Below are 26992 nucleotides of genomic sequence, written 5' to 3' on the forward strand. Positions count from 1 at the left end.
GAGAACCATCACTAAAATTAGGTACGCGTTTTCAAAAATGTTACGCTCTACCGAATATAGATTGGATCTCCATTTCTCCACAATAATATTATTAACTTATGGTAAATAATATATCATTACTAAAACGCTGTCAACGATATTTAAACTGTTAATATTTGAAACTATTAACTGAATACTATAATAACGGGATTTGTCAATAAAACTCGTTTTTTGTCAAAGTTGACTTTTCCTATTTACAAATCAAATAGTTCTTTATTGGATGTTGTAATAGCAACCGCACCACTACTTAAGGCATTTCTGATATGTTCTTCTTTTTTAATTAAACCACCTGCTATCACTGGAATGCCGGTTCGTTCTGTAATTTCACTAATCACAGATGGAATAATTCCCGGTAGTACTTCGATATAATCCGGTTTTGTTTTTTTTATGAGTTCAATGTTTTTTTCAATTGCTGAACTATCAATAGCAAATAGACGTTGAATAGCGACAATATTACTTTTCTTAGCCATGGAAATCACATTTGCTCTAGTAGAAATAATGCCATCTACTCTTACATGACGCACTAAAAACTCCATTCCATATTGATCAACTTTCAAGCCATTTATTAAATCAGCGTGAACTAGAATCTTTTTATTAGATTTTCTTGCGTACTGAGCTATTTGCGGTAATTGCGCAATTCTTGATTCTAATATAATAAATAATGGATGATTACTTTCTAAGATAAATTCAAAATCTTTCATATTACGGATTGCTGGCAGAACCCCTTCTAGCCTCATTTACTTACACCCTTTTCGTGAAAAAATTTGCGATATTCTTTCATATAGCATAAACTTATTATAGGAATAGACACAACTATTTTACATATACATGCATGATTTTCAGATAATTAAGATAATAAAGCGAAATCATTATTCAATTTACAAAATTCATGGTATTATAATAAATGTGTCTATTTTTATGTCGTATTTTCATTTATTATTTATGACGATTCTAAGGTAGCGTAGGATCGTTTGTCCAGTTTAAGTCCTCTAACCAATTCCAGCCAACTATCAATTGCAAGCTATTCAAAGCACGACACTTTGAATGCATACTTAAAATTCAAACCATCTTATATTGAATGAAAAACTTGAAAGGAAGTGGGACAATATGACAACAACATCTGATGAGAAAATTAATGTATCGTTGTTAAAAGATGTCGAATACTTAACGAAGATTTTAGATGACGTATTGCTTCATGAAGGTGGCGATACACTGTTAGTTACAGTTAAAGAGATTCGTGCGCTTTCCACAGAATTTAGAGAGACACAAGATGCAGTGACACAAGATAAAATCAAACAAAAAATTAACGAGCTGGAACCTGGATTGAGAAAAAATGTAATTCGTGCTTTCTCTATTCACTTGCATTTGTTAAACATTGCCGAGCAAAATTACCGTTCAAGAAGACGTCGTGAATATCAGGCACAGGATGCAAATATTATCCAACCTGGTTCACTGGAAGCTGGTGTAAAAACGTTAATTGATAACAATGTAAGTCCAGATCAGATTACAGACTTACTTGGGAAACTTTCATTAGAATTGATTATGACAGCACACCCAACAGAGGCAACGAGAAGAAGTATCTTACAAATTCATAAGAGAATCGCTCGTTTATTAACACAGTGGGATTATTCCTATACAAGATATGAGAAAAAAATGATTAAAGAGCGTATTGCCAATGAAATTACTTTCTTATGGCAGACTCAAGAAATCAGACAAAAGAAGCCATCTGTTATGAAAGAGGTTTCTAACGGATTATACTACTTTGACCGTGTGTTATTTGATGTTTTACCTAAAATCCATGACGATCTTGAAGATTTATTATTTGAAAAATATAATCAACGTTGGCACATTCCTTCCTTCTTACGATTTGGATCCTGGATCGGTGGTGACCGTGACGGTAACCCGAATGTAAAAGCTACGACAACATTCGAAACGTTAAAACGCCAGCGTGAATTAGTATTGAGAAAATATAAAGATGCACTTATTACATTACAAGACCGTCTAAGTCATTCTGATTCCAAAATAGAAGTAAGTGAAGAGTTAAGAGCATCTATTGAACAAGATCGTAAGGTATTAGCTATTAATGGCTGGTATAAAGAAGATGAAGTATATCGACTTAAGCTTTCACTCATGCTGAAAAAACTTGAATATACAGAGCAAGATGATGAACGCGGTTATGCGAAAGCAGAAGAATTACTAGAAGATTTATATATTATCCGTGAAAGCATGAAAGTACATCATCCAAATCACAATCCTGTAAAGCTTTTACGTAAGGTAATTCGCCAAGTTGATTTATTCGGTTTCCACCTTGCATCATTAGATATTCGAAATCATAGTGGTGAGCACGAATCAGCGCTTACAGAAGTTTTCCATGAAGTAGGTATAACTAATGAATATGCAGCATTAGATGAAAAAGACAAAGTGGAGACACTTGTTTCTGTTCTGGAAAATCCTCGTCCACTAATTTCTATTTATGATGAGTACAGTCCTGAAACATTAGAAGTAATCGATACTTTCCGCATGATTAAGCGTGCACAGGACACATTCGGTTTACGTGCGATTGAAGTTTACTTAATTAGTATGACCGACAACGTAAGTGACCTTTTAGAAGTTTTAGTACTAGCAAAAGAAGCTGGACTTTATCGTGTATATCCAGATGGAAAAGTAGTCAGTCGCATTCATGCGGCACCACTTCTGGAAACAATTGATGACTTAAAGAACGGTCCTGAAATGATTAAAAAATTATTCGATATTCCTTTATATCGTAAACATCTTGAAGCACGTGGTAACTTGCAGGAAGTAATGCTTGGATACTCTGACAGTAGTAAAGATGGTGGTAACATCACAGCAAACTGGGAGTTATATCAAGCACAACAAGAAATTCATGACATTGCATCCACCTATGGAGTGAAATTAAAATACTTCCACGGCCGCGGTGGTTCACTGGGACGTGGTGGCGGACCATTATATTCTAGTCTACTATCACAACCGGCTGTAACTCTTGGTGATGGTGTTAAAATTACAGAGCAAGGGGAAGTATTATCTTCTCGTTATCTACTGGAAGATATCGCGTACCGTAGTTTAGAACAAGCTACTTCTACCCTACTTACTGGTATCATGGGATTAAATGATGACAATACCAATATGAAGCCATCACAAGAAGAAGTAGATGCAATGAGTGTTATTTCTGAATACGCGTTGAAAAAATATCAATCATTAGTTTTTGAAGACTCTGGATTTATTAAATACTTTAACCAGGCAACACCTTTACATGAATTAGGTGACTTAAATATTGGTTCTCGTCCAATGAAACGTAAAGGTAGTGACCGCTTTGAGGACTTACGAGCGATCCCTTGGGTATTTGCTTGGACCCAAAGTCGTCAATTACTACCAGCTTGGTATGCTGCAGGTACTGGCTTTAAGAAATATCTTGATGAAACAGGTAACCTGAAATTATTGAAAAAAATGTATGAAAAATGGCCGTTCTTTAACGCAACAATCAATAACTTACAAATGGCCTTAACGAAAGCGGATATTCAAACGGCACAAGAATATGCCAATATGATGCAAGATAATGAAATTAGTTCCCGTATCTTTAACTCTATTAAAGAAGAACATGCGCAAACAAAAGAAATCGTCTTAAAAATCACAGGACAAGATGCGTTACTAGATAACCGTCAGAACATTAAAGATTCCGTGAGACTGCGTAATCCTTTAGTAGATCCGTTGAATTTATTACAAGTTCAACTCGTTTCACAACTACGCAACCAAGAAGAAGAAAGCCATCAATATGATGAACTGTTAATCGAAGCTCTGCTTACCATTAATGGTGTTGCTGCTGGTCTTCGTAATACAGGTTAATGCAATAATCGAAAAGCCTTTAAGCAAATTCAAATTGCTTAAAGGCTTTTTTATCTGGAGAATAATATAAATTAGTCGACTGCCTGATAGCACTTACAAATTTGTGTCTAAAAAATGAACTAATTGTTACAAAAATATGAACTTTATGTTATAATATTACTGAAAACACTTACAAATTAAAACTTGAGGTGACTCGGTATGAGCATATTGTTAATTTTCTTGCTAATTTTTAGTTTTACTCCTTTTTTATTATGGGGAGATAAATGGAAAAAAACTGCAATCGGACAAATTCCTTTTGTTATTGGTGCTTGGTTTACCTTCACAAAATTCGTAACAGTCGGCATTGGACCTGGAGAAGTTTATTTATGGGGTCTATTTATTGCAAATCTCGTATACGGTCATATTGCCTTTACGATCGTATTACTTGAAATGAGAAAGTCTATCAAAATACGTCAGCCAATGGTAGGACAAAATAATTAAGCAAAAGATGATGTCAATAATACATCATCTTTTTTTTGATACAAAAGAAAGCAACAAATGATCCATAAAAAACATAAACTGCGCAGTAACTCTATAAAGGATTTGCTTGCTTCCTTCTTTCTTGTAGAGATTGTTATGTCACCGCTGCGGCAGAATACTTCGCTTTCCGTGGGCACGGCATCAGCTAACTTGGTAAAGAAAATCACTTTACCAAGTGGATCTTCAGCCCGTGCTGTTCCCACAGGAGTCTGCGTATTCTGCCTACGCTGGTAAGGATTCATTGATGATTGAAAGGATAAAATCCATGGAATATATCTTTTGACTTTCTTCTCACTTCATTAAAAAAACTACTCTAGGCTGCGGAAAAATGCGAGACTCCTGTGGGAAAGGAACAGTCAGAAGACCCCACAGGAAGCGGTTTTTGGCTTCCGAGGAGGCTGAAGCGTTCCCCACGGAAAGCGAGTGTTTTTCCGCAGCTGGCGAATTAGCAGTCAACCATAATTAGAACGGAAGAAAGCAAATCTTAACTTTCACTATTGCGCAGTTTATATCTACTTTTAATCAGATAACAGACCAGGTGCGGGTGTCTTTGTTCGGTTTATTTATTGATTGTAAGCGATATCTACATTATAATTTACTGAAAAGTATATTGTTCATTGGAGGAAATGTCATGAAAATTGTTGTAGCACCTGATTCTTATAAAGGAAGCCTTTCCGCTACCGAAGTGGCACATACGATAAAGATAGCAATCCAGACAAGCGGAGATCACGAAGTTATCACAAAACCAATGGCAGATGGTGGTGAGGGAACGATCGAAGCGATATTATCAGCTACTTCGGGGGAACGAGTTCAACTTTCCACAGTCGGTCCATTAGGTAATTCGATAGAAACCAGTTATGCCATCGTTAATCAGACTATTGCAGTAATTGAAACGGCAATGCATGCTGGCTTGTATCAAGTCCCCGATGAAAAGCGAAATCCGGACTTAACTACGACTTACGGAATGGGACAAGCTATTGTCGATGCATTGGATAGAGGCTGTCAGCAAATCATTATTGGTCTCGGTGGTAGTGCTACGAATGATGGTGGATTAGGGTTATTGCAAGCTCTTGGTTTAAAAGCATTTGATACAAATGGTAATCGATTAGATAAATTTGGTGATGACCTATTACATACCGACTCTGTTCAGCTTGATGATTTAGATCCTCGCTTACAAGATGTTGACTTCCGAATTGCTTGTGATGTAGACAATCCTTTATGTGGGGAACTTGGCGCAAGTACTATATACGGTCCACAAAAAGGAGCATCCTCTGAGCAAATTCGTTTATACGATGAAGCTTTACACAAATTTGCTAACTTGATTGAAGCTCAATTAAGCAACAATTGGCAACAGACTGCTGGAGCCGGGGCTGCTGGTGGTTTGGGATTCGCTTTCTTAACACTCGGGGCAAAATTGGAATCTGGAGCCTCTCTAATTGCTGAAGCTATTCATCTTGAGCAAAGCATTGAAACAGCTGACCTTATTTTTACTGGTGAAGGACAAAGTGACGAACAAACCTTATATGGAAAAGCACCAGGTTTTGTGGCAGATACCGGAAATAAATATAATAAGCCAACTATTTTGTTATCCGGTAGTTTAGGAGGTAATACTGCAAGATTAAGGGAACAATTTGCAGGCTGTTTTTCAATTGTTAACAAGCCTCTAAGTCTGGCTGAATGCATGGAAAATACCTCCACACTTTTAAAAGAACAAACGATGCAAATTATGACACTAATTCAAGCAATGAAAGAAGATAGATAACTTGTTTCATTTGTCGCTTTTTGCGATAATAAAAGAAACATACATCTATTAGGAGGGCTTTTGCTTGAGCAACACATATAATAATAGCAAATTAAAAGTTTTTTCATTAAACTCCAACCTATCACTCGCTGAAGAAATCGTACATCATATTGGTATTGATTTAGGACAGTCTTCAGTTAAAACATTCAGTGATGGAGAAATACAAATTAATATTGAAGAAAGCATCAGAGGTTGTGATGTATTTGTCATTCAATCTACCTATGATCCAGTAGAAGATCATATTATGGAGTTATTAATTATGATTGATGCTTTAAAAAGGGCTTCTGCAGCATCAATAAATGTCGTGATTCCCTATTATGGTTATGCACGTCAAGATCGAAAATCTCGTGCACGGGAACCAATTACAGCGAAACTAATTGCTGATTTAATACAAAAAGCTGGTGCAAACCGGATTATTTCCATCGATTTGCATGCACCTCAAGCACAGGGATTTTTCAATATTCCCGTAGATCCTATTTCAGCTGTTCCTATCATCGGAAGCTATTTGGATGCAAAACAACTAGAAGATATCGTTGTAGTGGCACCTGACCATAGTAGTGTATCACGCGCTAGACATTTGGCTGATCAGTTAAAAGCAACGATAGCTATAGTAGATCGACGTGGTCCAAAAGATAATGCCTCAACTATTAATATCGTTGGTGAAGTAGAAAACAAAACAGCTATTATTATTGATGATATAATTGATACTGGGCGACGTATTACTTCAAGTGCAGAGGCGTTAAAAATTCACGGAACAAAGCAGATTTATGCATGTACTACTCACCCTGTACTTTCAGGTATTGCCGTCGAAAAAATCGCTGAATCCGATATAAAAGAATTAATTGTTACCAATACGATCCCATTATCAGAAGAAAAACAAATCGATAAAATTACTCAATTGACTGTCGGTCCTGTTGTTGCAGAAGGTATTATCCGCTTATATGAACATCAATCTGTCAGCTCATTGTATAACTAAAAGCATCCTTTAATGATGGTAACTGGAATATAGGAACGTTCTTTATCCCAGTTACCTGAATTTTTTCTACCCTTCATTGTATCCAAAGCGCTCCCCTTCCCAATTCAATTGCTTCCAATTTAGTAAGTGTTTCTTGGCCTAATTCAATCACAAATGTCCTCATGATCCCTACGTCATTACAATTGGTACCTCGCCTTTTTGTTTCAATTTGAAATACTCCCTCTTCTGTTATAGTAGTTTGTTCAATACTTTTCTCACAAGAGTTTTCCATTGTATAAGCAACAATCATTGCTTCACCATCATTTATCGTAGGTGCGGATTTTTGAAAATCCACTTCTTCCCATACTTCATTCAATGCATCTTGATCCGTAATAACTTGAACATCTTTTTCTCCATCTATGCCTGCTTACTCACTAAGATATAACTCTCCTTCTCCCACATCTGAAAGACAACTGATTAGCAAAATAACAAGAAGAAAAGCCATTATTTTTCTCATCGTCCTCCTCCTTTTTTGTCAGTTTAGCATACACACTTTTTTTGCACACCTTTTGGGCGAATACATATGATAGCCATATAAAGAGAGGAAGAGATGTCATGCAAAAAAAAGTATCTATACCACAATTAATTACCATCTTCTCCCCCATCTGTTTACTACTATTATGGGAATTTTGTTCTCAATTCGCGATACTAGATCCGCGTTTTTTTCCGGCACCAACTTTAATTATACAAACACTAGTGCAGATGGGAGAGTCTGGGGAGCTTTTTACACACATCACAGTCAGTTTAACTCGGATTATAATTGGGTTTTTACTCGGGGTTATTCCTGCGATCTGTATTGGGCTGTTAATGGGGATGTATCGGTATTTTCGACATTTTTTCTCGCCTATCATTATGATTTTTATGCCGATTCCAACAATAGCGATGCTTCCTATTATCTTGATTTTATTTGGTATCGGAGAATTCTCGAAAGTAATTACGATTGCGATAAGCGTCTTTTTTCCAGTAGCTATTAATACCGCAGCAGGTGTTGCCAATATCGATAAAATCTACTTGGAAGTAGCAAAAAATTATCAAGCCAATGCGAAAGACTTCTTTTTCAAAATTGCTCTGCCAGGTTCATTACCAGTTATGTTGGAAGGTATCCAAATGGGCCAGGCGATTGCATTATTGACGATAGTAGCGGCGGAAATGATTGGTGCATCTTCCGGGATCGGTTATTTAATTTGGATGAATTACAAAGCTTTTTTACTGCCACAGATGTATGTTGGATTACTACTTATTTCGTTTTTTGGTTACTTTTTCTCCTTATCGCTAAGAGGAATAGAACGAAAATTATTGCCCTGGAAATAATGTAGAAAAGAGGGATAAAGTTGTCAAAAATTGAGATTAATCAATTATCAAAAAAATTCATCAAACGAGATAAGTTTATAGATGCTTTACAAGATATCACATTATCGATTCAACAAGGTGAATTCGTTTGTTTATTAGGGCCGAGTGGCTGTGGAAAAACAACGTTACTTAGAATTTTAGCTAATTTAGAAAAAACGACTACTGGTGATGTATTCATTCAACAATTAGATAAAGAAAAGCCATTACAATCAATGGTTTTTCAGGAAAATGGTATCATTCCTTGGCTCACTGTCGAAGAAAATGTTGCGTTCGGATTAAAAATGAGACATTTACCAAGAGCTTACATTAAGGAGCGGACAGAGTTTTATTTATCCAAAGTTGGGTTAACCAATTTTAAACGTCTGTACCCTAAAGAACTTTCAGGCGGAATGAAACAACGCGTCAGTATTGCGCGTGCTTTCGCTAATGACCCGGAAATTCTATTAATGGATGAACCATTTGCTGCCCTGGATGAACAAAATAAATTTATTTTACAAGAAGAATTACTTTCGATTTGGCAGGAAACAAAGAAAACTGTTCTTTTTATTACGCACAGTATTGATGAAGCATTGTTGCTAAGTGATCGAATTTTACTGATGAGCTCACAGCCAGGAACAATTGTCAAAGACATTACGATTGAGATGGAACGGCCACGGTCTATCGAAAAAGTGCGGTCAGATTCAACCATGACAGACATTTTCTTAGATGTATGGGAGCACCTACAAAGTGAAGTAAAGCAAGCTAGGCTAAAGTGAGTAATATTAATGGAGGAATATCGATGAAAAAGTTTCTATTTTTTATAATAACAGTTGTCGCGTTTTTGATTGTAAGTGGTTGTCAATCATCTGATTCTAGTCAACAAGATGGCGAAGAAAATACCGATTCATTATCTCCACTTGAAGAAACCTCCAAAGTCATCATTGCAGAAGATGGATCTGCTTCTGGAGCAGGTTTTTACATCGCAAAGGATAAAGGTTACTTTGAAGAATATAACATCGAAGTAGAATTTGCGACTTTTGGCAACAGTGATGAAATGCTACCTGCTGTTGCAGCGGGTGAAGTAGATGTAGCTGGTGGGATATCTTCCGCCTCTTTCTTCAATTCGATCGCACAAGGTATCGACGTACGCTTTATTGCCGACAAAGGTCATAACAATGACGGTAGCTCTTATTTTACCTTTGTCGTAAGAGATGATTTGAAAAATGAAATGACAGATTATCCAGATGTGAAGGGTAAGAAAATTGCCGTATCAACTGAAAATGGTGTGGATCATTATATTTACAATGAAATGCTAAAACATGCTGGAGTTTCTACAGACGAAGTTGAATTTGTCTTAATGAGTGACTTTAGTAATATGATGGCAGCAATGGGAAATAAACAAATTGACCTTGCTTTGCAGATTGAACCACTGATTACACAAGGGGAAAATCAAGACATTCACCAACGGTTCCTGGATGCAACAGATTATGCTCCTGAAGCACAAATAGCAATGGTTTTAGGTTCACCTAAGTTTTTAACAGAACGTCGGGATGTAGCAGTTCGTTTTATGGCAGCATATTTAAGAGGCGTACGTGATTACCATGATATCTTTATGAAGGAAGTCGATGACGAAGGTGAGGTTGTCTCCATCATGGCCAATCACACGGCATTAAAAGATGAAGAGTTGTGGACGGAAGTTGGGGTGACTGGCTTAAATCCTAATGGATACATTTTTGAAGAAGATGTAGAAAACCAATATCAATTCTATCAAGAAAATGGTGCGATTCAAGGTGAGCTAGATTTTGACAAAATTATAGATATGTCACTCGTTGAAGAAGCGCTAGATTTAATTGGAACATATGAAGAATAACGAACTCCTTCCTATTTTGATCTAATGAATCGATATCCCAAATTGTAACAATGCAGGAAGTGGAAATAGGAGGGGATGAATGTACTTGATATTCCTTTTATGATAGACCATTTTTGTGGTTTTCCGCATCATTTGTCCTTCATTTGCTCTATGAAGGACAATTCTTCTTCTATTCCACTTCTTTTGTCCTTCATTCTTCCTATGAAGGACAAATTTTTCAATGTTGCCCCTTTTTTGTCCTTCATTCTATCAATCATTCAAAAACAACAACTGCAAAGTTACTGTTGCAACAATTCTTCGACTACCCATTTTTTGCTTCTGTAGTAAATAACACCATTTTCTAAAACAGGTGCTTTTTCCTCATCTGTAGCAGGTGAACCATAAAACATATGAATAAATTGATGCTCACCTGGTTCAATTCTTGCTTTTATGGTCGGGATAACTGTTCTTTTTGTCATTATATTAGTATTGGCATTTGGAAATATGTGTGTCCCCTCACCTTTTCCAGCTAAGGATTGTGCCACAACACTACCATAAGGTGTTTGAGCATTAGTTAGTGTCATTTTATTGTGCTGATCTTGGTTTGCTAAACCTAGTGCAAATCCGCCATCGGCAATATCCAAAGGTCTGGCTGTGTCGATTTGATGAATGCGAACATGCCACGGAACTCCGGGAATAATCCATGTTTTAATCGTCACATCGTGCCATGGTTTCCATTTAAAATAAATCACATCTTCGATCCATGCTTTCTCTGTCACTGATCGCTTCACTCGATAAAGTTCGTCCTGTTCACTAACCGCAAGCATACAATCATATGCTCCTTGGTCTAATCCCCACTCTGCTCTGGGTACACTAAACCCGAAATGGTTGGAATAAGCAAATTTTTCATATTTAGCTGAGGTGTGTGTATGGCCATTCGTATGCTGGTAGCCTGGTGTAAAAGCAACTACATGATCAGATTTTTGATCACGTTCTAGTATAAATGACGCTTTTTCCTGAAATGATGTCGATGGCAAGGTTGGGAAACTATCTTCTTTCACTTGCCAAAAAGGATGTTCATCTGACAATGCTAAAATAAGAAACGTTTTAAACGCCCAATATGGAGAACCTGGTGCATTATAATTTTCAGCCATTAGTAGATTCGGATATTGATAGCCAATCGATAATGTGCCATCTGGCAAAAGAATGTCCTGCTTACTCCAATAACGAAGATGTCTGAGAATGATCCCCTTGATAGTACGTAAAGGAATGTCATCAAGTCCTGCATAGACATAAGCACTCCAAAATGAACACTGAGCAAAGCGATAAGTTAGACTGCGTCCGTATGGAAGTGCACGACCATCTTCACTAAACCAGTGGAGAAAATCTTTGGCAAACAAAGTAGCCCTGTCTTTATATACTTTCGAACGTTGTGGATCATCCTTTTCCATCATGGCAGCATAGAACAACCCATAATAATGGAGTGCAAAAGGGGTGTAATAATCTACATGAGCTATTTCGCCATCCTTGTACCAGCCATCACCTAAATAAAAGTCTTCGAATCTATTTAAGTTTCGTTCGATGGTTGCCTGATCGTAAGGAGCATCAACTTTTTTCAATCCGATGTTGACGATTACAGCAAAAAATAACCAGTTACAATCATGTGCAGAATGTTTATTTATTTGAGATAACCAGTTTACCAGATTTTCTTTCTGTTCTTCGGTGAGTGGTTCCCAAACGTGTTCTGGTGCTAAACACAACGTGTAACCAAATGCCGCCATCTCCACAATTCGTTGATCATAGTCTTGAATTTGACCCCAGTACCCCTTGCTTTGCGGATCAGTACCATTGATAATACCTTGCAAATGTTTAGACCATAAACCTGTACTGCCATTAGAAGCAAGTAAAGGTGCGGCTCCCCATAAAACTCTTGAAAAACATTCCAGACCTGCTACGTCCTCCGAATAAGCTGCAGCAGTCTGGCCAACGCGTATTCGTGAACTCGTTTCATCATAATATGGTGTGAGCGGTTCCCACATATCTGTTAATAATTTCTCGATATCTTGTTTCGTCTCTAAAGGATTCTGCTTCATTATTTCCCTCCTAAAAGGTTACATTCAAATCTAAGCGAAACCTGTTTATTCAGGCTTACCACTTCACATAAAATATGTAAATAACATTCGATTTCTCCCTGGTGATTTCGAAAGCTTTTTCTTTTCACAGTCGGAAGTACTATATCTTTTTCATATGAGATTTCCAACGTTTCTTTATCGCCTTCTAAATAAAGCTTATTATCTTGCAAGTCAAAAGGAAGATCTTCTGCAATAAAAGATTCGACCAAGGACGATGGGGATTCATTAAATAAAAAATTATCGATGATCACTAATTTAGGATGTTCTGTTTTATAGTACTGAAAACTGCGGGTAAATTGCAGTTGACCCGGGTATGCTCTGCTTAAATCCAGTTCAATTTCATCATAATTATTGTTTTGCTCCGCATGGATTATTTCACCATAAAATCTCGCACCTTCTTGCTGATAGAACCCATTAACGACAGGAACTGAATGCCCTTCTGCACTATTGCAAATAAACTGATATCGTTTGTCACTAAAATAATCTTTATGATATTGGCCAGACCCTAAATCTCGCAAAAAAACATTTCCACGACTGTAAAGGATAAATTGACCAATATCATTATGATTGTGTGGTTCATGATTGTGTCCTGCCTTCACAGCAAATGCGTGTTGTTCGATACGCGATAGAAAGATAGACGAATCTTCCATCAGGCAGCTCCCTGTAGGCCAATTTCTTCCTTTTAGCTTTGGATCATACCAGCATAATTCGCGTATTGCAGGAGCCCATCTTCCACAGTGATCGACAATGGATGTCGTTGCCAAACTCTCGGTTGGTACATGTACCTCAGAGAATTTTTTATGCAAATAATGTGTAAATCCAATCATCGGTGCCGCAGTTGGTGCTGCATCTGAGAAATTAACCACGGTATTGTCCGCTAAAAAGACTTTTTGCTGAAACAGTGCAACCGCTTTAACTTTCGGATATTCAAATAAATCGATATTCCGATAACGTTTTAAAAGATCAGCAAAATAGACAAAATAACCAAACCCATATTGCCAGTAACCATAGCCTTCAGTACAAGCTCCATCTTCTTCAAATCCTGCTAAATAATAATTCATCGTTTGTATCACTCGGTCGATAATTAGACTTTGTTTACGGTCTCCGTTCATCAAGTATAAAGCAGCTGCGCCGATCGATCCTCCACACACAGAAGCCCAATTATGTGTCGCCTTTTCCCAATGAAAAGAACCATCTAAAAAAGGAATGAACACACGACGATCAATTTCAATTTTTACTTTCTCCACAAGGAAATCGTCCAAATGCTCCCCGAAGAAATGGATCATTTCCGCTAAAGTAAATGCTGTCTCTGCCGCAAAAAGGTCAACAGTGTATTGCAGTTGATTAGTTTGTTGATAGGTTTTATAGTCTTGCTCCTCGAATTGCCTATCCAAATGTGCAGGAAGACACCATGTAAATTCATTACAAACCTGCCATATTTCATTTTCTAACGCTTCTGTGTACGCTTGCCTTTCTGGATAAAGGAATTGGAGTAAACCAAATGTCGTTAACCTTTTTCGCTGCAAAAAATATAGTGCTTCGTAACTTTGACGATCACCGTTACGCATAAATTTTCGGTACGTATCAAAGCTAATGCTAACAGTAGATGTCTGCAGAAACTGCTCCGCCTCTTTCTCCAGTTGTGCTATAACGCTACTTCTCCAATCTGTCTTCATTTAGCATTAGCTCCATTCCATTTTCGTCCTCTATATTCTAGCGGCGTACACCCTGCCTGCTTTTTAAATATTTTAATAAAATAACTTTGATTATCATATCCGAGTTGTTCACATATTTGTCCAACGGAGTCACTTGTTAATTCTAGTAATTCTTTGGCTCTTTCTACTTTTCTTTGTTTGACATATTCTACAAAAGTAATGTCCATCTCTTTTTTAAAAAGCCTGCTAAAATAACTAGCATTTAAATATAAATATTCCGCCACATCATCTAAAGATAGTTTTTTTTGTATATTATCTGCAACATAGTAACATGCTTGAACAACATCTTTATGATAATTGTTTTTCAATTGTTGTGTTGTTTCTTTCAAGCATTTTTCGGCATAGTGATTAAACCATCCGTGTAGTTCATATATGGTATCTAACAGAAAAACCTCTTCTTGTATAGATTCCGCATGATAATTAGATTGAAAATACGGGATCGTTCGCAATCGCATATTTACATCTAAAATCATTCGAAGAAACCATTCTTTGACTACCTTTGGTTCATACTGCTTCGATATACAAAAACCTATCCATTTGGTCAGGTTTTCTTTAAATGACAAAAGATTGCGTTGAAACATCGCTTTTTTTAGTTCGTTCGTTACATCCTGATAATAATTAAAAATCTCTTGTCCATGATAGGTTGGAGCTGTTTTCTCTAGAGTAGCAATCGAATTATTATCAGTGAAAAAAATCTGTTTTTCACTATTTATTAACGACAGGATTTCTGATTTTAATAAGGATAGATCACTTTTATTTCCTATCAAAAAGCTTACTTGTATATTTAAATAATGATTCAGAGATTGTTGCAGTTCTTTCAATAAATCACGTAATTCAGCAAAAATATCATACTTAATGGTTAAATAATCAGGATAAAATAGAAAACCTTTGTTTTGCTCATAATGAATGCAGAATACCTTATCCATTTCTTTTTCATCAATTATTTCTCTCATAATATTATAGATTGCGAATTGTAATGTATCATCAGAAATAAAGTTTTTCTTCACCTGATAATAATCATTTATAAAAAAATAAGCCGGAATATAAGGCATACTCTGATCCAATATATCCAATAATTTATTGGATGAGTCTTGAACAAACTGACGCAAATGCTTTTGATTTTCCATATCATAATTCATTTTTATTTTATGTCGTAATTGTTTTACTTCTACCACTTTTGAAGTGTCATTATCTAATCGTCTTTTACAGGCAATTAAAATCTCTTCTAAATCTTCCGGGTTAAGTGATTCCTTTAATATATAGTCTTTTACATCTAATTTAATCGCTTGCTGGGCATATGAGAATTCATTATGACAGGAGATGATCGCTACTTGTATATTGGACTTCTTTTTTTTCAGTGCTTTTGTAAGCTCAATTCCATCCATTTTAGGCATACCTATATCCGTAATTAGAATGTCTGGCATCTCTTCTTTTGCATAATGGAAGGCTTGCAATCCATTCTCATGTGTACTCACTAATTCTAAACCTAGCTGCTCCCAATTAATTGTTTCAGATAAAAACTCAATCGTTGGATAATCATCATCAACTAACATGACTTTGTACATGACCTTCACCACCTAAAGGAATCTTTATTGTTACGGTTGTACCCACATTCGGATCACTTTCTATGACCATTCCCGGACTAACGCGATAAGAAAGTTGCAATCGTTCATACACATTGGTCATACCAATACTGGAAAATCCTTTATTCGAACGTTTAGTAGTTTTGGATGAACATAATGCTTCATTTAATTTATCTAATTGATGCCTGCTGATACCTTCTCCATTATCAGATATGCTAAGTTGAAACGCTTCATTATTTACATCCGCTTTTATAATAATATTTCCTGACCCCTGGTTCAGACCATGGATAATCGAATTCTCGATCAAAGGCTGTAACAAAAACCTTGGTACTAATTGTTGATAGGCTTCTGTAGTCACATCTACCTCTAACACCACGTTATTTTTTTGCCTCATATTCATCAAGTTAATATAATCTTTCATTAAGCTTATTTCATCAAATAAAGGGATTTGATCCTCTTTAAATTCAATGGTCCAACGTAACAGCTTTGAAAGTGACTGAATCATGCTAGCACTTTCCCTATCACCAAACTTAAAAACTTTCATTCTTATTGAATTCAATACATTGAATAAAAAATGGGGGTTAATCTGCGCCTGAAGCATAGCTAATTCTGCTTTCCTTTTTCTTTTATGCGTTTGATTTACTTCATCAATCATGGTATTTACTCGATCGAGCATATGATTTAATGAATGTGAGAATTGACCAACCTCATCATTACTGTTTACGTTTGATCGAACACTTAAATCTCCTGTTTGCACCTTCTTCACAACTTTATCCAAATGTCTTAACGGTTTTGTGATTCTGTTCATTAAATATGCTAAGATAACAAAAAATATCGCAAAAGATACAGCTAATAACAAAAACACTTCGGAAAAGATCGAATTAATATTAGAAGTTGCTGCTTTATATGGAATAACGGACAGAAGTATCCAATCATTAAAGCTTAATGATTTATGCGTAATGACATATTTTTGTCCATTCCATTCTGCTATTTGAGAACTATTAGATAAAGGAATATCAGCCAAAATTGGTGCTTTTTCACCGATCAGTTCCGGATCTTTATGTGATAACACCTGATTCTGACCATCGACTAGCATGATTTCTTCTGATGGGTTTCGATTATTTAGGATGTTGCGAATCTTTGTTTCCAGTAAGGTGACAATAACATATCCGTAAATTCCGCTATTACTGTCACGTAAAGTCCTTGCGACAGAGAATTGGTAGGGACTCTGGATCCGTTCATACGTCAACATCGTCGGTTCCACACCAGACCAGTAGGATTCAAATCCATTTAACGAATCCAATTCCTTAAACCATTGCTCTTGATAAAGCGAATTAGGATCATATTGACCAGTAGAATAATTCGTATAATACTGGCCATTCTTCAACAATATCGTTACATAGGATTTTTCACCTAACAGCGTAATATTTTCGATGATTTTCCTAACTTGACGGTCTTCTAAATATTCCGTATAACTCTGATTATCGATTTCATTTAGTGCCAGATTTGATTTATTTTTCAGTATTGTATTGAGTTCCGAGTCAATCTGAACAAAATTAGATGCGTTGATGACATCATCTATTACTCTAGCAACGTTTTCTTCGGTTAGATCAAGTTCTTTCTTGGCATTCTGCATCGCTTGTTCTTCTACCGCATCTCTAGTTAAATAGCTATATATAGATAATGTCAATAAAACTGGAATTCCAATACATATAAAAGATGCAAGGAAGACTTTGGAACGAAAAGAAGGAGACGTTAATCTCCGGTATTTAGTCCTCATATTCATCCTCCTTTTTCACAAGAATGTCAGGGGACAACGGAAATAACGTCCCTTACTTTAATTGTAAACGCTTCAACTCAATCAATTCAAGATTTATTGATTATTTTCGATAATTTCCCCCGCTTGTTTATGCATCGCTTCAATCGTTTCATCGATATTTTGTTCTTCGTAAATTAGTTTTTCATATTCGTCATTTGCCATTTGATAAATTTCTGCTTGATAAGGTGCTGGTGTAATTAATTTCGATGCTTTTGAGTTTTTTAACACAGAAATCAATGCATCCGTATCTACTTTTTCTGGATTATTGGTATCCTCTAGAATAGTATTAACAATATTCTCAAGTTCGTCATCACCTACACCATTCCAAGAAGGAATATTTTTACCTTGAACAACCTGACCTTCCGTTGTATACCAACGAATGAACTCGTAGGCTGCTTCTTTATGTTCCGAATTAGAAGCCACTGCCATATAGTCTGTTGTAACTGGTGTATAACCACCTTCATCATCTGAATTATTTTTCGGATACGGCGCTACACCTACATTAAAATCTAATGGGAATTGATCAGTACCACCAAGTTCTGTGTTCATCCAGCTTCCAATCATAACGAGACTGGCATCTTGATTAAAGAAAGTATCACGATAATGTAATTGTTGTGACATAATGTCTGTGTATGGTGTGGCAGATTTATCTTCTTTCTCCATTTGCCAGCGAAGTTCTAATGTTTTCTTGAACATTGGATCCTTAAAATTTGAGCTTCCATCCTCTTTTAATAACTCGGTTTCTTCCGGTTGACTTGCTAATGCTAATTTTAAGTACTCCATCCATCCACCATTTTGTGGTCCGTGAAAGAACGTTCCATAATGTTCGTCTGTTGTTAATTGTTTGGCATAGTCAGCATATTCATCCCAAGTCCAATCCGTAGGCATCTCTAATCCAGTTTCATCTAAATGGTCTTTATTGACCAGTACATACCATGGATTAAATTTACCCGGAAGTGCATAATAGTGATCTCCCAATTGTGTATTTACTTTGTACTCTTCAGTCAGTTCATATCCGTCTTCTTCAATAAATTCATCAATTGGTGCAACCATTCCTAAATCTACACGTTGCGCATAGGAAGCTGGGTCACTAAACATCAAAACATCTAATTGCTCACCAGAGGAGGCTGCCAGATCTAATTTTTGTAACGCTTCGTTCGTATCTCCTTTTTCACTTAAAATGACCAGCTCCACCTCAATATTTGGATGTTCTTCTTCAAATGCTGGAATGGTTTCAGACCAGTTATATGATGCTTCATTTCCATGCGTATGGAACTTAAGCTTAACAGGTTCATCAGAACTCGCTTCTTCTTCCCCATCATTTTCACTTTGTTGTTCGGTATTATCTCCTTCTTCTGAATCGGAACCTGCAGCAGATTCGTCATCACCACTACTACAAGCTACCAACATACTAAGAAATAATGTCATACTTAATAATAAGAGCAACAACTTAAGCTTGCTTTTCATTTTCATACCCCCTCATTTTTTGAAAACCCTTACACTTTGATGCTAACAAATTAATATCATGAATACATATCACTATTTTTACCTTTGACAACACTTTTTTTACTTTATACTATCAGAAAGTAAAATCATTTAATGTAGATAGTATAAGAAAACTGAAGACTTTCGCCAATACTTGACGATAAGCCTAGTTTTACTTTATCCTTTCACACCTCCTAAAGCAATACCATCGATAACATGTTTTTGACCTAATATAAAGACAATTAAGAGTGGTAAGATAGCTGATACCGCTGCTGCCATAATTAAGGTGTAAAAACTGCCATTAATCGTTGTGAATTTTTGCATCGCTAATTGAATCGTATACAATGCATCGGTACGCAAGAAAATTAACGGATTTTGATAATCATTCCATGTCCATATAAACCGAAGGATTGCATACGTAGCGACTGCTGGTCGTACAACCGGCAATGCGATTTGCCAAAAAATTCGCCAATGTCCTGCACCATCTATCTTTGCTGCATCAATAAAGTCATTGTGAATACCTATAAAAAATTGACGAAGCATGAATGTCCCTAGCACACTAAAACTTCCTAATAAAATTAAACCGATATGTGTATCAAATAAACCTAAATAACGATATAAGATAAACTGTGGTACCAGACTTGCTTGTGGTGGGACCATATAGGTTGCTAATACAATAATAAACAACCAAGCACCTGCCGGAAATCGTACCTTTGAAAATCCATAAGCAGCTAATGAAGATACGACTACAGAAATAGCGGTGGTACATATGGCAACCTTAATCGAATTCCAATAATATAAATAAAAAGGATGATCACCAAACCATACTTCCTGATAGTTACTGGCAGCATTCCATCTTGTTGGAATCCATTCAATTGGATATTTAAAAACATCCGCTTCAATTTTTAATGACGTTGATAGCATCCAGACAAACGGTAATAAGAATGCAATACTACAAAAGAATAAAATAATGGTAGTGATGATTTTTTTTACATTCCAATTTCTTTGTTTTTGCATCAAAACACACCCTTTCTCTTAGTAATTCACCCATTTTTTCTGTCCGATCCACTGAATAATCGTGATCGAAAACACGAATAAGAATAATACGACAGCTATTGCCGAAGCATAACCTACATCTAGATCAAGGAAGGCTCTTTCATATAAATGCCAAACAAGCATCGTTGTTGAATTTAATGGCCCACCTTCTGTTAATACAGCTATAAGATCAAACACTTTAAATGAAGCAATGATCCCTGTTATTAACAAAAAGAATGATGTTGGTGATATTAATGGAAACGTGATATTTCTAAATTTATACCAACTATTAGCGCCATCAATATCAGCAGCTTCATAAAGTTCCTTAGGGATAGACTGTAATCCTGCAATATAGACAATTAAACTAAAGCCTATTGAAATCCAAGTATGAATAATCATTAATGAAATTAAGGCAAAATTCGGATCGGAAATCCATGTTGGCGGATTCTCAATTCCGAATGTCATTAACACCTGATTAATCGGCCCCTGAGATGGATGGAAAAGCACCTGCCATACAACAGCAATTGCTACAACACTTGATATATATGGCATAAAAAAAGCTACTTTAAAATAACTTTTTAAATAGACATTTTTATCAATAATAACCGCTAAGAAAAGGGCACAGAACATGGTAATCGGAACGGTAAAAATAAAGATTGCATTATTGATTACCGATTTAGTAAATTTCTCATCACTGGTTAATGCGATAAAGTTATCAAATCCTACCCATTGTAACTGATCAATTCCTGTGACAAACTTCCAATCCGCAAATGCCAAGATAAATGTTGCTACAATCGGGAATAGCACAATAACGGATATGCCTAATAGCATAGGTGAAACGAAAAGAAAACCGACTAAATTTTCGCTTTTTTCGATTTTTGATTTTTTGCTTTTTTTCATTGTTCTTGGTGATTCTTGCAGTTCCCCTGCTGTCGTAGATGATTTACTCGCCATGAAGAGCACCTCTTTCTTCTATAATTCTTACATTGGATGGTAAAGTTTTGTATTTGTCTAACCTTTTCAGTGCGAACTGGCTAAAATACATTGCAATAAAGGTTAATCCGCTTCCCAAAAACAAAAATGCAAAGCCTGGTATCACCCAACAGATAAAAAGAAAACTAACTAATGATAATCCCATCCAGATCGTTTGCAACGGGAATAGTGTGCTTACTTGTATTGCCCTTTTGATTTGTTTCATCAGACCATTGTCTGGAAATTCAATCATTAGGCTAAACACATATAATAAAACAATAAAGCTTAAAACTAATACCGTCGCACTACTGCTAAGAATTAAATAATAAAGAATTCCGTTAAAGTTCTGAACTAATACAAAATCAATATACAGAGCTGTCGCAGTAACTACAATAAGCCCTCCAAGTAGATTACTTTTTACAAATTGTTGCTTATAAGCCTTCCAAAATTCTTTCATAATCGGAAATTCTTCCGTTTTCAGCCATTTATTATTTAATGAAAACATTGCGGTGATTGCTGGGAAAAACCCGAGTACAATCCCTCCTAGTAAGGTAAACCCAATAGCAAGCATATTCAGCAGTGCTAGACGATAAAGCCATTCACAAATTTTAAATAAGCCACCTGATGTATCAAACTGCATCTGGCCTCCCCCTTTCCTTATTAAAATTATAAACGCTTTCATTCTGATGAAAATAGCACTATTTTTACTTTTATCAATATATATTTGACTTTGATATATACCATTTGCACTTATATGTAAGTATAGTAAACATGTTGTTAGCTAGCTCTATATCAGTTCGGGAAACAGCTTTTATACACAGAAAAAGCTAGCTTAACGTTTGTTTAGCTAGCTTTTCTGCTGGTGAAATTTTAGAATATCTAATTAATTCTTATCTTTACTTTTATCTTTGTCTTTCTCCTTCTCTTTATGCTTTTCTTTGTCTTTATCTTTGTCATCTTCTGCTGGACTAGCACCTGTAATAATATCAATTCCATCCAACACATAGCTGCCAGCTTTCACTACTATTTTTGCTGTATGCTTCTGTTTTTTCAGACCTCGAATATTATAAGAAGTTTGTCTATCACCCTTTGCATATACTCGATAATCCTCTTCGATCATCTGATCATCAATATACACATCAATTAACGCATCTGAAGTTGCACCAAATAAATTGAAGCCACTTCCTTTAAAGTCAAAAAGAATGGTATGTTCACTTTCTTTCGGTGTACTGTAGATATTTACACCTCTATAATCCATAAATTGTTCTTTCACTTCATTATCACCTAATGATACTTTTAATGTATGAGGCTTTTCTTCGAGATCTCTCACAGAATATCTGATACCATCTGGCTCTACATCAAAGTTTCCAACACTTTCGCCATCGAGTTCAAAGTGATAGGTGGTTTCATCACCACTACCAGCAAGGTAATCAATTCCTGTACCTGTGAAATTGATGAAGATATAAGGATTATCATTGAAGTCAGCCCAGGCATTTGTATTATTTGCTCCCCAAGTGTTGCCATTCTCACGATAAGCATACACCGTATTCTCGGCATCGCCTACTTCTGAATCAGCAGCTATGGCAGTAATGTTATTTGGAGCTAATGTATTCATAGTTTCTAAATCTACAGGGTCATCTGTTTCTATCTCTGCTCGAACAAAACTTGTAAAGCTTTCTTTAGCAACGACTTTGAGTGTGTGATTTGTGTCTTCAAGATTGGTCGCTTCCCAAACCTTTTTTACAATCGAACTATTGTTTAAATAATTGGCTTCATCGACAAGCTCTCCATCTAAGTAAATATCAGCAGTACCATTCGATGGATTTGCTTCACCATATAATCTGATAGCATTCCCTTTAAAGTTAATCTCAAAAGAGTCACCATCACTTCCCCAAGCGTTTCTACTGTTGGATCCCCAATCTCCAGAGTAATAAACCTTGTTTAATGTTCCTTGCTCATTAGTCGTATCCGTATGCTCTACTGTTACACCATTCCAAACCGGATAGTCACTTGATGCGCTCATTTGTGTACGATTATAGTGTCCATATCCAGCCTGGATAAATTCCCAGTCTCCTACATATCCAATCGGGTTCCATTGATCATCATTGTTAAATGCTTCTTCTTCTGTCCCATAAATCTTACCTTGGGCATTATCGAGTTTCAATGATTCATATGCATAACCCTTAATTGGCTCAATTTTCAAATTATCGATAAGTGTTTCGTAATAACCTGAGCCTAATGTCACTCTACCAGACATGACAGTTGAATCCTCATCTGTGTAAGAGGCTATTTCTTCATCATCAAGATAAAGGGTAAAGATATTTCCTTTTGCTTCAAATGCTAAGTTGTGCCATATAGTATTATCAAACGATTCTATTGTTCCTTCTTCAACCACATCACCAAGTTTCAAAATTTCGTACTTTCCATCCTTGTAGATCCGGGCATTATAAGGTGCCTGTGAATCAGACCAATCGGCTTTTACTTGACGAACACCGATTAAAGCATAATTATTTCTGCCTTCTTCTTCAGGAGTATGCGAATCTAATAAAAAGTCATAAGACACTTTATAGTTCACCCAACGGAAATCTCCAATATTGGTGTTAGGATTTACACCCGCCTCCGTTCCATCTGTTCCACCCCAAACAGCCCAGTCAGCTCCGATAATATCTGGTGTAATTTTTTGTTGGAGCATATTGCCATGTTTTTTTGCATCTGGGATGTCTCGCTCTACTCTTTCAAAGCTTCCGATCGCAGCTGGCTTTGTTGCCTCTTTCACTACCTCAAAAGCACCGATTTGATCTGTAGTATATCTTGGTGTCCCTCCTCGACGTTCTACATAATCTCTTCCTTCATCATCCTTACCATATTGATTATATTCAAAATCATCTGTGTATGGTAAAGGCATAATCTTGTCTTTTGATAAATCTATCGGATCTGATTGATATGCAAAATCATCAACCTCCGCTTCTTTATCTAATGTAGAAATGGTCACGATCGAATAAGGTTTAACTTCAACCTCATACGTACCATCAACTGGTGTAATCGTGTCGATGTTCTTAAACCAATTCTCATCATAGGCTTGTCCCTGATCAGGACCTTGTGTTTCCCAAATGAAAACATCTGCATTTTCTTTCCCACTTAAATTTTGTGCTTCAATCGTATATTTTCTTGTTTCTTTTGTATTGTTCGCAAAAATTGTTGTGTAATCGTCTGTCTCCGGATCTTTCAATGTCATATAATTATGTGTGCTTGTATCCACATCTACGCCACCATCAAAGAAGTTTCCATCACTATAAGTTGCATCTTTTATATATTGCCAACGTTCATTTTCTGATGTCGTATGATCATCATACCCAACAAAATTCATCACATGTCTGACACCTTGTAGACCACCATCCACTTCATAAAAACCAGACCATGGATCAAACGCACTAATTAAATGTTTCGGATTGTATTGTGTCCCCTGATAGAAAGCAGCGACAGATGGTTGGAAATCAAATGAAACTGCATTTAATGGCAGATCACCTGCTCCTTCCCACGAATACACAGAGATAATTCGAGAAGTAACGTCAATAATCCCTGCACGTCCTCCAAGTCCATTATAATCTGGTTCCATGTTTTCCCGGTATCTTGCATTAATCATTGGTGAAATACCTTCTGATACCCAGACTTCTTTTGGTTGTTTACCTTCAGCGATTAATTTATCTTGCAACTCCGAAAGTTCATTAGTACCAGTTAGACCATAATGAGAACTAATCACATCTATTTCGTCTATTAAATCAGGATTGTCTAGTAATGTACGACTAATTGTGGCTGTATCTCGATATCCATCAGCTGCAACTAATTTAATATCTTTATAATCTGTTTGATAATTCGGTTCTTCTTTTATATTAGAAGTAAAATATTCTAACCACTCCACTTCATCTCTACCATTTCCATTTTGTGCTCTCTCATTTTGAGATATTCCTATATAATCCAAACGAAAACCATACTCTTCATAAACGGCATCAATTGTTTGTTTATACCACTGGTAGCGATTTTGATATGCCTTATCAGCCACTCCATTCCAAGTCCAACGAGGTTCTCCCCATCGTAAGATTTCTGTTGTAATATCTGGATTAATAGATTTCGCGTCTGCGGCAAACTGAAAACCTGCTCCTCTTAATACATTAACAGGTTCATCTTCATAACGCATGGTCGCCGGTTCAGTTCCGGACGATGAATTAATATCTCCACCTAATTCCACTTTAACATGCGCTAATCCTGCTCCAGTCTCTTTATTAAATAATTGATTCATAATTTCCCAGTACTTTTCTGGATGCTCTTCTTTGTAATCGAGTAATAACCGAGATGTATTATTTCCTGATACTGTACCAAAACCTTTAAAGCGATTATGTTCATCAACATCACTGCCGTCGATCGTAATTGTTTCTGACATTTCCTCGGCTTTGGAATTATTCACTCCAATCAGCATTCCTAACACTAGCAATATCAAAGTAATAGCTACTAATCCAATAGATTGTTTAAAAATATTCTTAGCAATCATACCTTTAATCATTCCTTCCCATGTTAATATGGATTGAATTCTTCACTTCATATCCTTTAACTATGCATCCTCTTGCTAACAATGTAAGTGCAAAATCACTATCAATACTCCCCCCTAAAATTTATTGGATGCGCTTACATTATTTCATACTAGCATTAAATTATTTGTAAATATATTGACTCTTTTTACTATTATTTTGACTTTTTCCATATACACATAAAAAACAGCCAAACCAAAAAATTTGACTGTTTTTCTCTATCTCACAACCATCGGCCCTATTAACATTTCCATTTCTTTACCTAATATTAATTTACAAATATGATGATAGCTAACCTCTTGGTAAGTCGCAAGCAGTTGTTGTACTTTATCTAGACAATACTCTTTTTTTAATTTATCTATTTCTTGTTGATAAATGGACAACACATAACTATTCTGAACTTCCGGAGAAAATTCACTTGCATCTTCATCCATAATTAAACAGCCTAAATATTGAAAACTATATTGTAACTGGCGAGTGAGTGATATAACATTTTTAAATTGTACAAATTGAGCCGGATCTTCTGCTTTCAAATCTTGAATGGCATATTGAACATCTTGTAAATTCTTTTTATTTGCTGAAATAAGCATAATCCCTCTCCTTAATCCCATGGTTTATCTAAAGATACCCTAGAAATGACCTCTTTATTTTGTTGTCTTTTCATATCTCTAATTTTCACACGCTCACTGCTTGTTTCATATAGATATTGTTCTTCATCAGATTCGGGTTCTACTTTTGGAACTTGGACTGGTTTCTTGTCCGGTCCGATTGCCACAAACGTAAAAAATGCAGTCGCAGCGAAACGTCTTTCTCCTGTCTCTAAATCTTCAGCTGTTACCTTACAAAAAATTTCCATTGAACTTGTACCTGTATATGTGACAAAAGACTCTATACAAACAGAATCCGATTGACGAACTGGTGCAATAAAATGAACAGAGTCTGTAGATGCTGTGACACATTCTTTAATTCGTGAATGCCTTCTTGCCGATAATGTCGCACATCCATCCATCTTTTTCATTAACACACCACCAAAAAGCGAATGATAATTATTTAAGTCGTTGATTAGCACTTGATCAGTTTGTACTACGCGCGTTTCTCGCATTTTCTTTGTTTCCATATTGTCACCCCTGTAACTTTTCTCTCGTTTCATCGCGTACTTCTAGATTATAATCCCAGAACATGGGTAAAGTACAATTCCGATCTAGTATGCCTAAGATAACAAAAATGTATGTAAACGATTTTAATATTTTGAATC

20 protein-coding genes are annotated in these 26992 nt (G+C 36.1%); 7 read left to right on the forward strand and 13 right to left on the reverse strand.

Annotation, left to right across the window (positions count from 1 at the left end):
• Nucleotides 1–233 precede the first annotated feature (233 nt).
• The gene (locus tag BM121_RS03945) at nt 234–776 is read right to left on the reverse strand and encodes a glycerol-3-phosphate responsive antiterminator (RefSeq protein ID WP_091481449.1); all 543 of its coding nucleotides are present in this window, start codon (nt 774–776) and stop codon (nt 234–236) included.
• A 370-nt stretch (nt 777–1146) separates the two neighbouring features.
• On the opposite strand from BM121_RS03945, the gene ppc reads away from it, so the two are divergent.
• The 4 genes from ppc to BM121_RS03965 all read left to right on the forward strand — a co-directional run bounded on the left by ppc (nt 1147) and on the right by BM121_RS03965 (nt 7196).
• The gene (gene ppc, locus BM121_RS03950) at nt 1147–3900 is read left to right on the forward strand and encodes a phosphoenolpyruvate carboxylase (protein WP_091481451.1); all 2754 of its coding nucleotides are present in this window, start codon (nt 1147–1149) and stop codon (nt 3898–3900) included.
• A gap of 198 nt (nt 3901–4098) precedes the next feature.
• Complete coding sequence (locus BM121_RS03955) at nt 4099–4380, forward strand: spore morphogenesis/germination protein YwcE (RefSeq protein WP_091481453.1); 282 nt, start codon at nt 4099–4101, stop codon at nt 4378–4380.
• A gap of 670 nt (nt 4381–5050) precedes the next feature.
• Nucleotides 5051–6181: a glycerate kinase gene (locus BM121_RS03960; protein WP_091481456.1), complete on the forward strand. Its 1131-nt coding sequence runs from the start codon at nt 5051–5053 to the stop codon at nt 6179–6181.
• Nucleotides 6182–6245: 64 nt separating this feature from the next.
• The gene (locus BM121_RS03965; protein WP_091481458.1) at nt 6246–7196 is read left to right on the forward strand and encodes a ribose-phosphate diphosphokinase; all 951 of its coding nucleotides are present in this window, start codon (nt 6246–6248) and stop codon (nt 7194–7196) included.
• A gap of 73 nt (nt 7197–7269) precedes the next feature.
• Here BM121_RS03965 and BM121_RS03970 read toward each other — a convergent pair whose 3' ends face one another.
• A complete protein-coding gene (locus BM121_RS03970; RefSeq protein WP_091481460.1) occupies nt 7270–7551 on the reverse strand; it encodes a hypothetical protein in 282 nt (93 codons plus the stop codon).
• Between the two features lie 239 nt (nt 7552–7790).
• Between BM121_RS03970 and BM121_RS03975 the strand changes: the two genes are divergently transcribed.
• Genes BM121_RS03975 through BM121_RS03985 form a run of 3 tightly spaced genes read left to right on the forward strand, consistent with a single transcriptional unit; the run spans nt 7791 to nt 10434 of the window.
• Nucleotides 7791–8546 (forward strand): ABC transporter permease, encoded by a 756-nt coding sequence (locus tag BM121_RS03975; protein WP_091481463.1) that lies wholly within the window; start codon nt 7791–7793, stop codon nt 8544–8546.
• Nucleotides 8547–8566: 20 nt separating this feature from the next.
• On the forward strand, nt 8567–9340 hold the full coding sequence (locus BM121_RS03980; protein WP_091481465.1) for an ABC transporter ATP-binding protein: 774 nt from the start codon (nt 8567–8569) through the stop codon (nt 9338–9340).
• 23 nt (nt 9341–9363) lie between these two features.
• The gene (locus BM121_RS03985) at nt 9364–10434 is read left to right on the forward strand and encodes an ABC transporter substrate-binding protein (RefSeq protein ID WP_091481468.1); all 1071 of its coding nucleotides are present in this window, start codon (nt 9364–9366) and stop codon (nt 10432–10434) included.
• A 278-nt stretch (nt 10435–10712) separates the two neighbouring features.
• Here BM121_RS03985 and BM121_RS03990 read toward each other — a convergent pair whose 3' ends face one another.
• From BM121_RS03990 to BM121_RS04040, 11 genes are all read right to left on the reverse strand, one after another.
• On the reverse strand, nt 10713–12506 hold the full coding sequence (locus BM121_RS03990; RefSeq protein ID WP_245780729.1) for a DUF2264 domain-containing protein: 1794 nt from the start codon (nt 12504–12506) through the stop codon (nt 10713–10715).
• Nucleotides 12506–14221, reverse strand: a complete 1716-nt coding sequence (locus BM121_RS03995) for a heparinase II/III domain-containing protein (protein ID WP_091481473.1) — start codon at nt 14219–14221, stop codon at nt 12506–12508. The genes BM121_RS03990 and BM121_RS03995 overlap by 1 nt, the downstream gene beginning before the upstream one ends.
• Nucleotides 14218–15825, reverse strand: coding sequence for a response regulator transcription factor (locus BM121_RS04000; protein WP_091481476.1), 1608 nt, complete (start codon nt 15823–15825; stop codon nt 14218–14220). The genes BM121_RS03995 and BM121_RS04000 overlap by 4 nt, the downstream gene beginning before the upstream one ends.
• Nucleotides 15803–17623, reverse strand: coding sequence for a sensor histidine kinase (locus BM121_RS04005; RefSeq protein WP_091481479.1), 1821 nt, complete (start codon nt 17621–17623; stop codon nt 15803–15805). The genes BM121_RS04000 and BM121_RS04005 overlap by 23 nt, the downstream gene beginning before the upstream one ends.
• Nucleotides 17624–17716: 93 nt before the next feature.
• Nucleotides 17717–19129, reverse strand: a complete 1413-nt coding sequence (locus tag BM121_RS04010) for an ABC transporter substrate-binding protein (protein WP_091481483.1) — start codon at nt 19127–19129, stop codon at nt 17717–17719.
• A 195-nt stretch (nt 19130–19324) separates the two neighbouring features.
• On the reverse strand, nt 19325–20164 hold the full coding sequence (locus tag BM121_RS04015) for a carbohydrate ABC transporter permease (protein ID WP_091481486.1): 840 nt from the start codon (nt 20162–20164) through the stop codon (nt 19325–19327).
• An 18-nt stretch (nt 20165–20182) separates the two neighbouring features.
• Nucleotides 20183–21082, reverse strand: a complete 900-nt coding sequence (locus tag BM121_RS04020) for a carbohydrate ABC transporter permease (protein WP_091482397.1) — start codon at nt 21080–21082, stop codon at nt 20183–20185.
• Nucleotides 21083–21125: 43 nt separating this feature from the next.
• Nucleotides 21126–21794, reverse strand: a complete 669-nt coding sequence (locus BM121_RS04025; protein WP_091481488.1) for a YesL family protein — start codon at nt 21792–21794, stop codon at nt 21126–21128.
• A 243-nt stretch (nt 21795–22037) separates the two neighbouring features.
• On the reverse strand, nt 22038–25712 hold the full coding sequence (locus BM121_RS04030) for a glycoside hydrolase family 30 protein (protein ID WP_245780730.1): 3675 nt from the start codon (nt 25710–25712) through the stop codon (nt 22038–22040).
• A gap of 243 nt (nt 25713–25955) precedes the next feature.
• Nucleotides 25956–26327: a hypothetical protein gene (locus BM121_RS04035; RefSeq protein WP_091481494.1), complete on the reverse strand. Its 372-nt coding sequence runs from the start codon at nt 26325–26327 to the stop codon at nt 25956–25958.
• A gap of 11 nt (nt 26328–26338) precedes the next feature.
• Nucleotides 26339–26854, reverse strand: a complete 516-nt coding sequence (locus BM121_RS04040) for an acyl-CoA thioesterase (RefSeq protein ID WP_091481496.1) — start codon at nt 26852–26854, stop codon at nt 26339–26341.
• Between the last annotated feature and the right edge of the window lie 138 nt (nt 26855–26992).

The sequence above is a fragment of the Gracilibacillus orientalis genome, from assembly GCF_900114645.1.
Classification (GTDB): Bacteria; Bacillota; Bacilli; order Bacillales; family Amphibacillaceae; genus Gracilibacillus; species Gracilibacillus orientalis.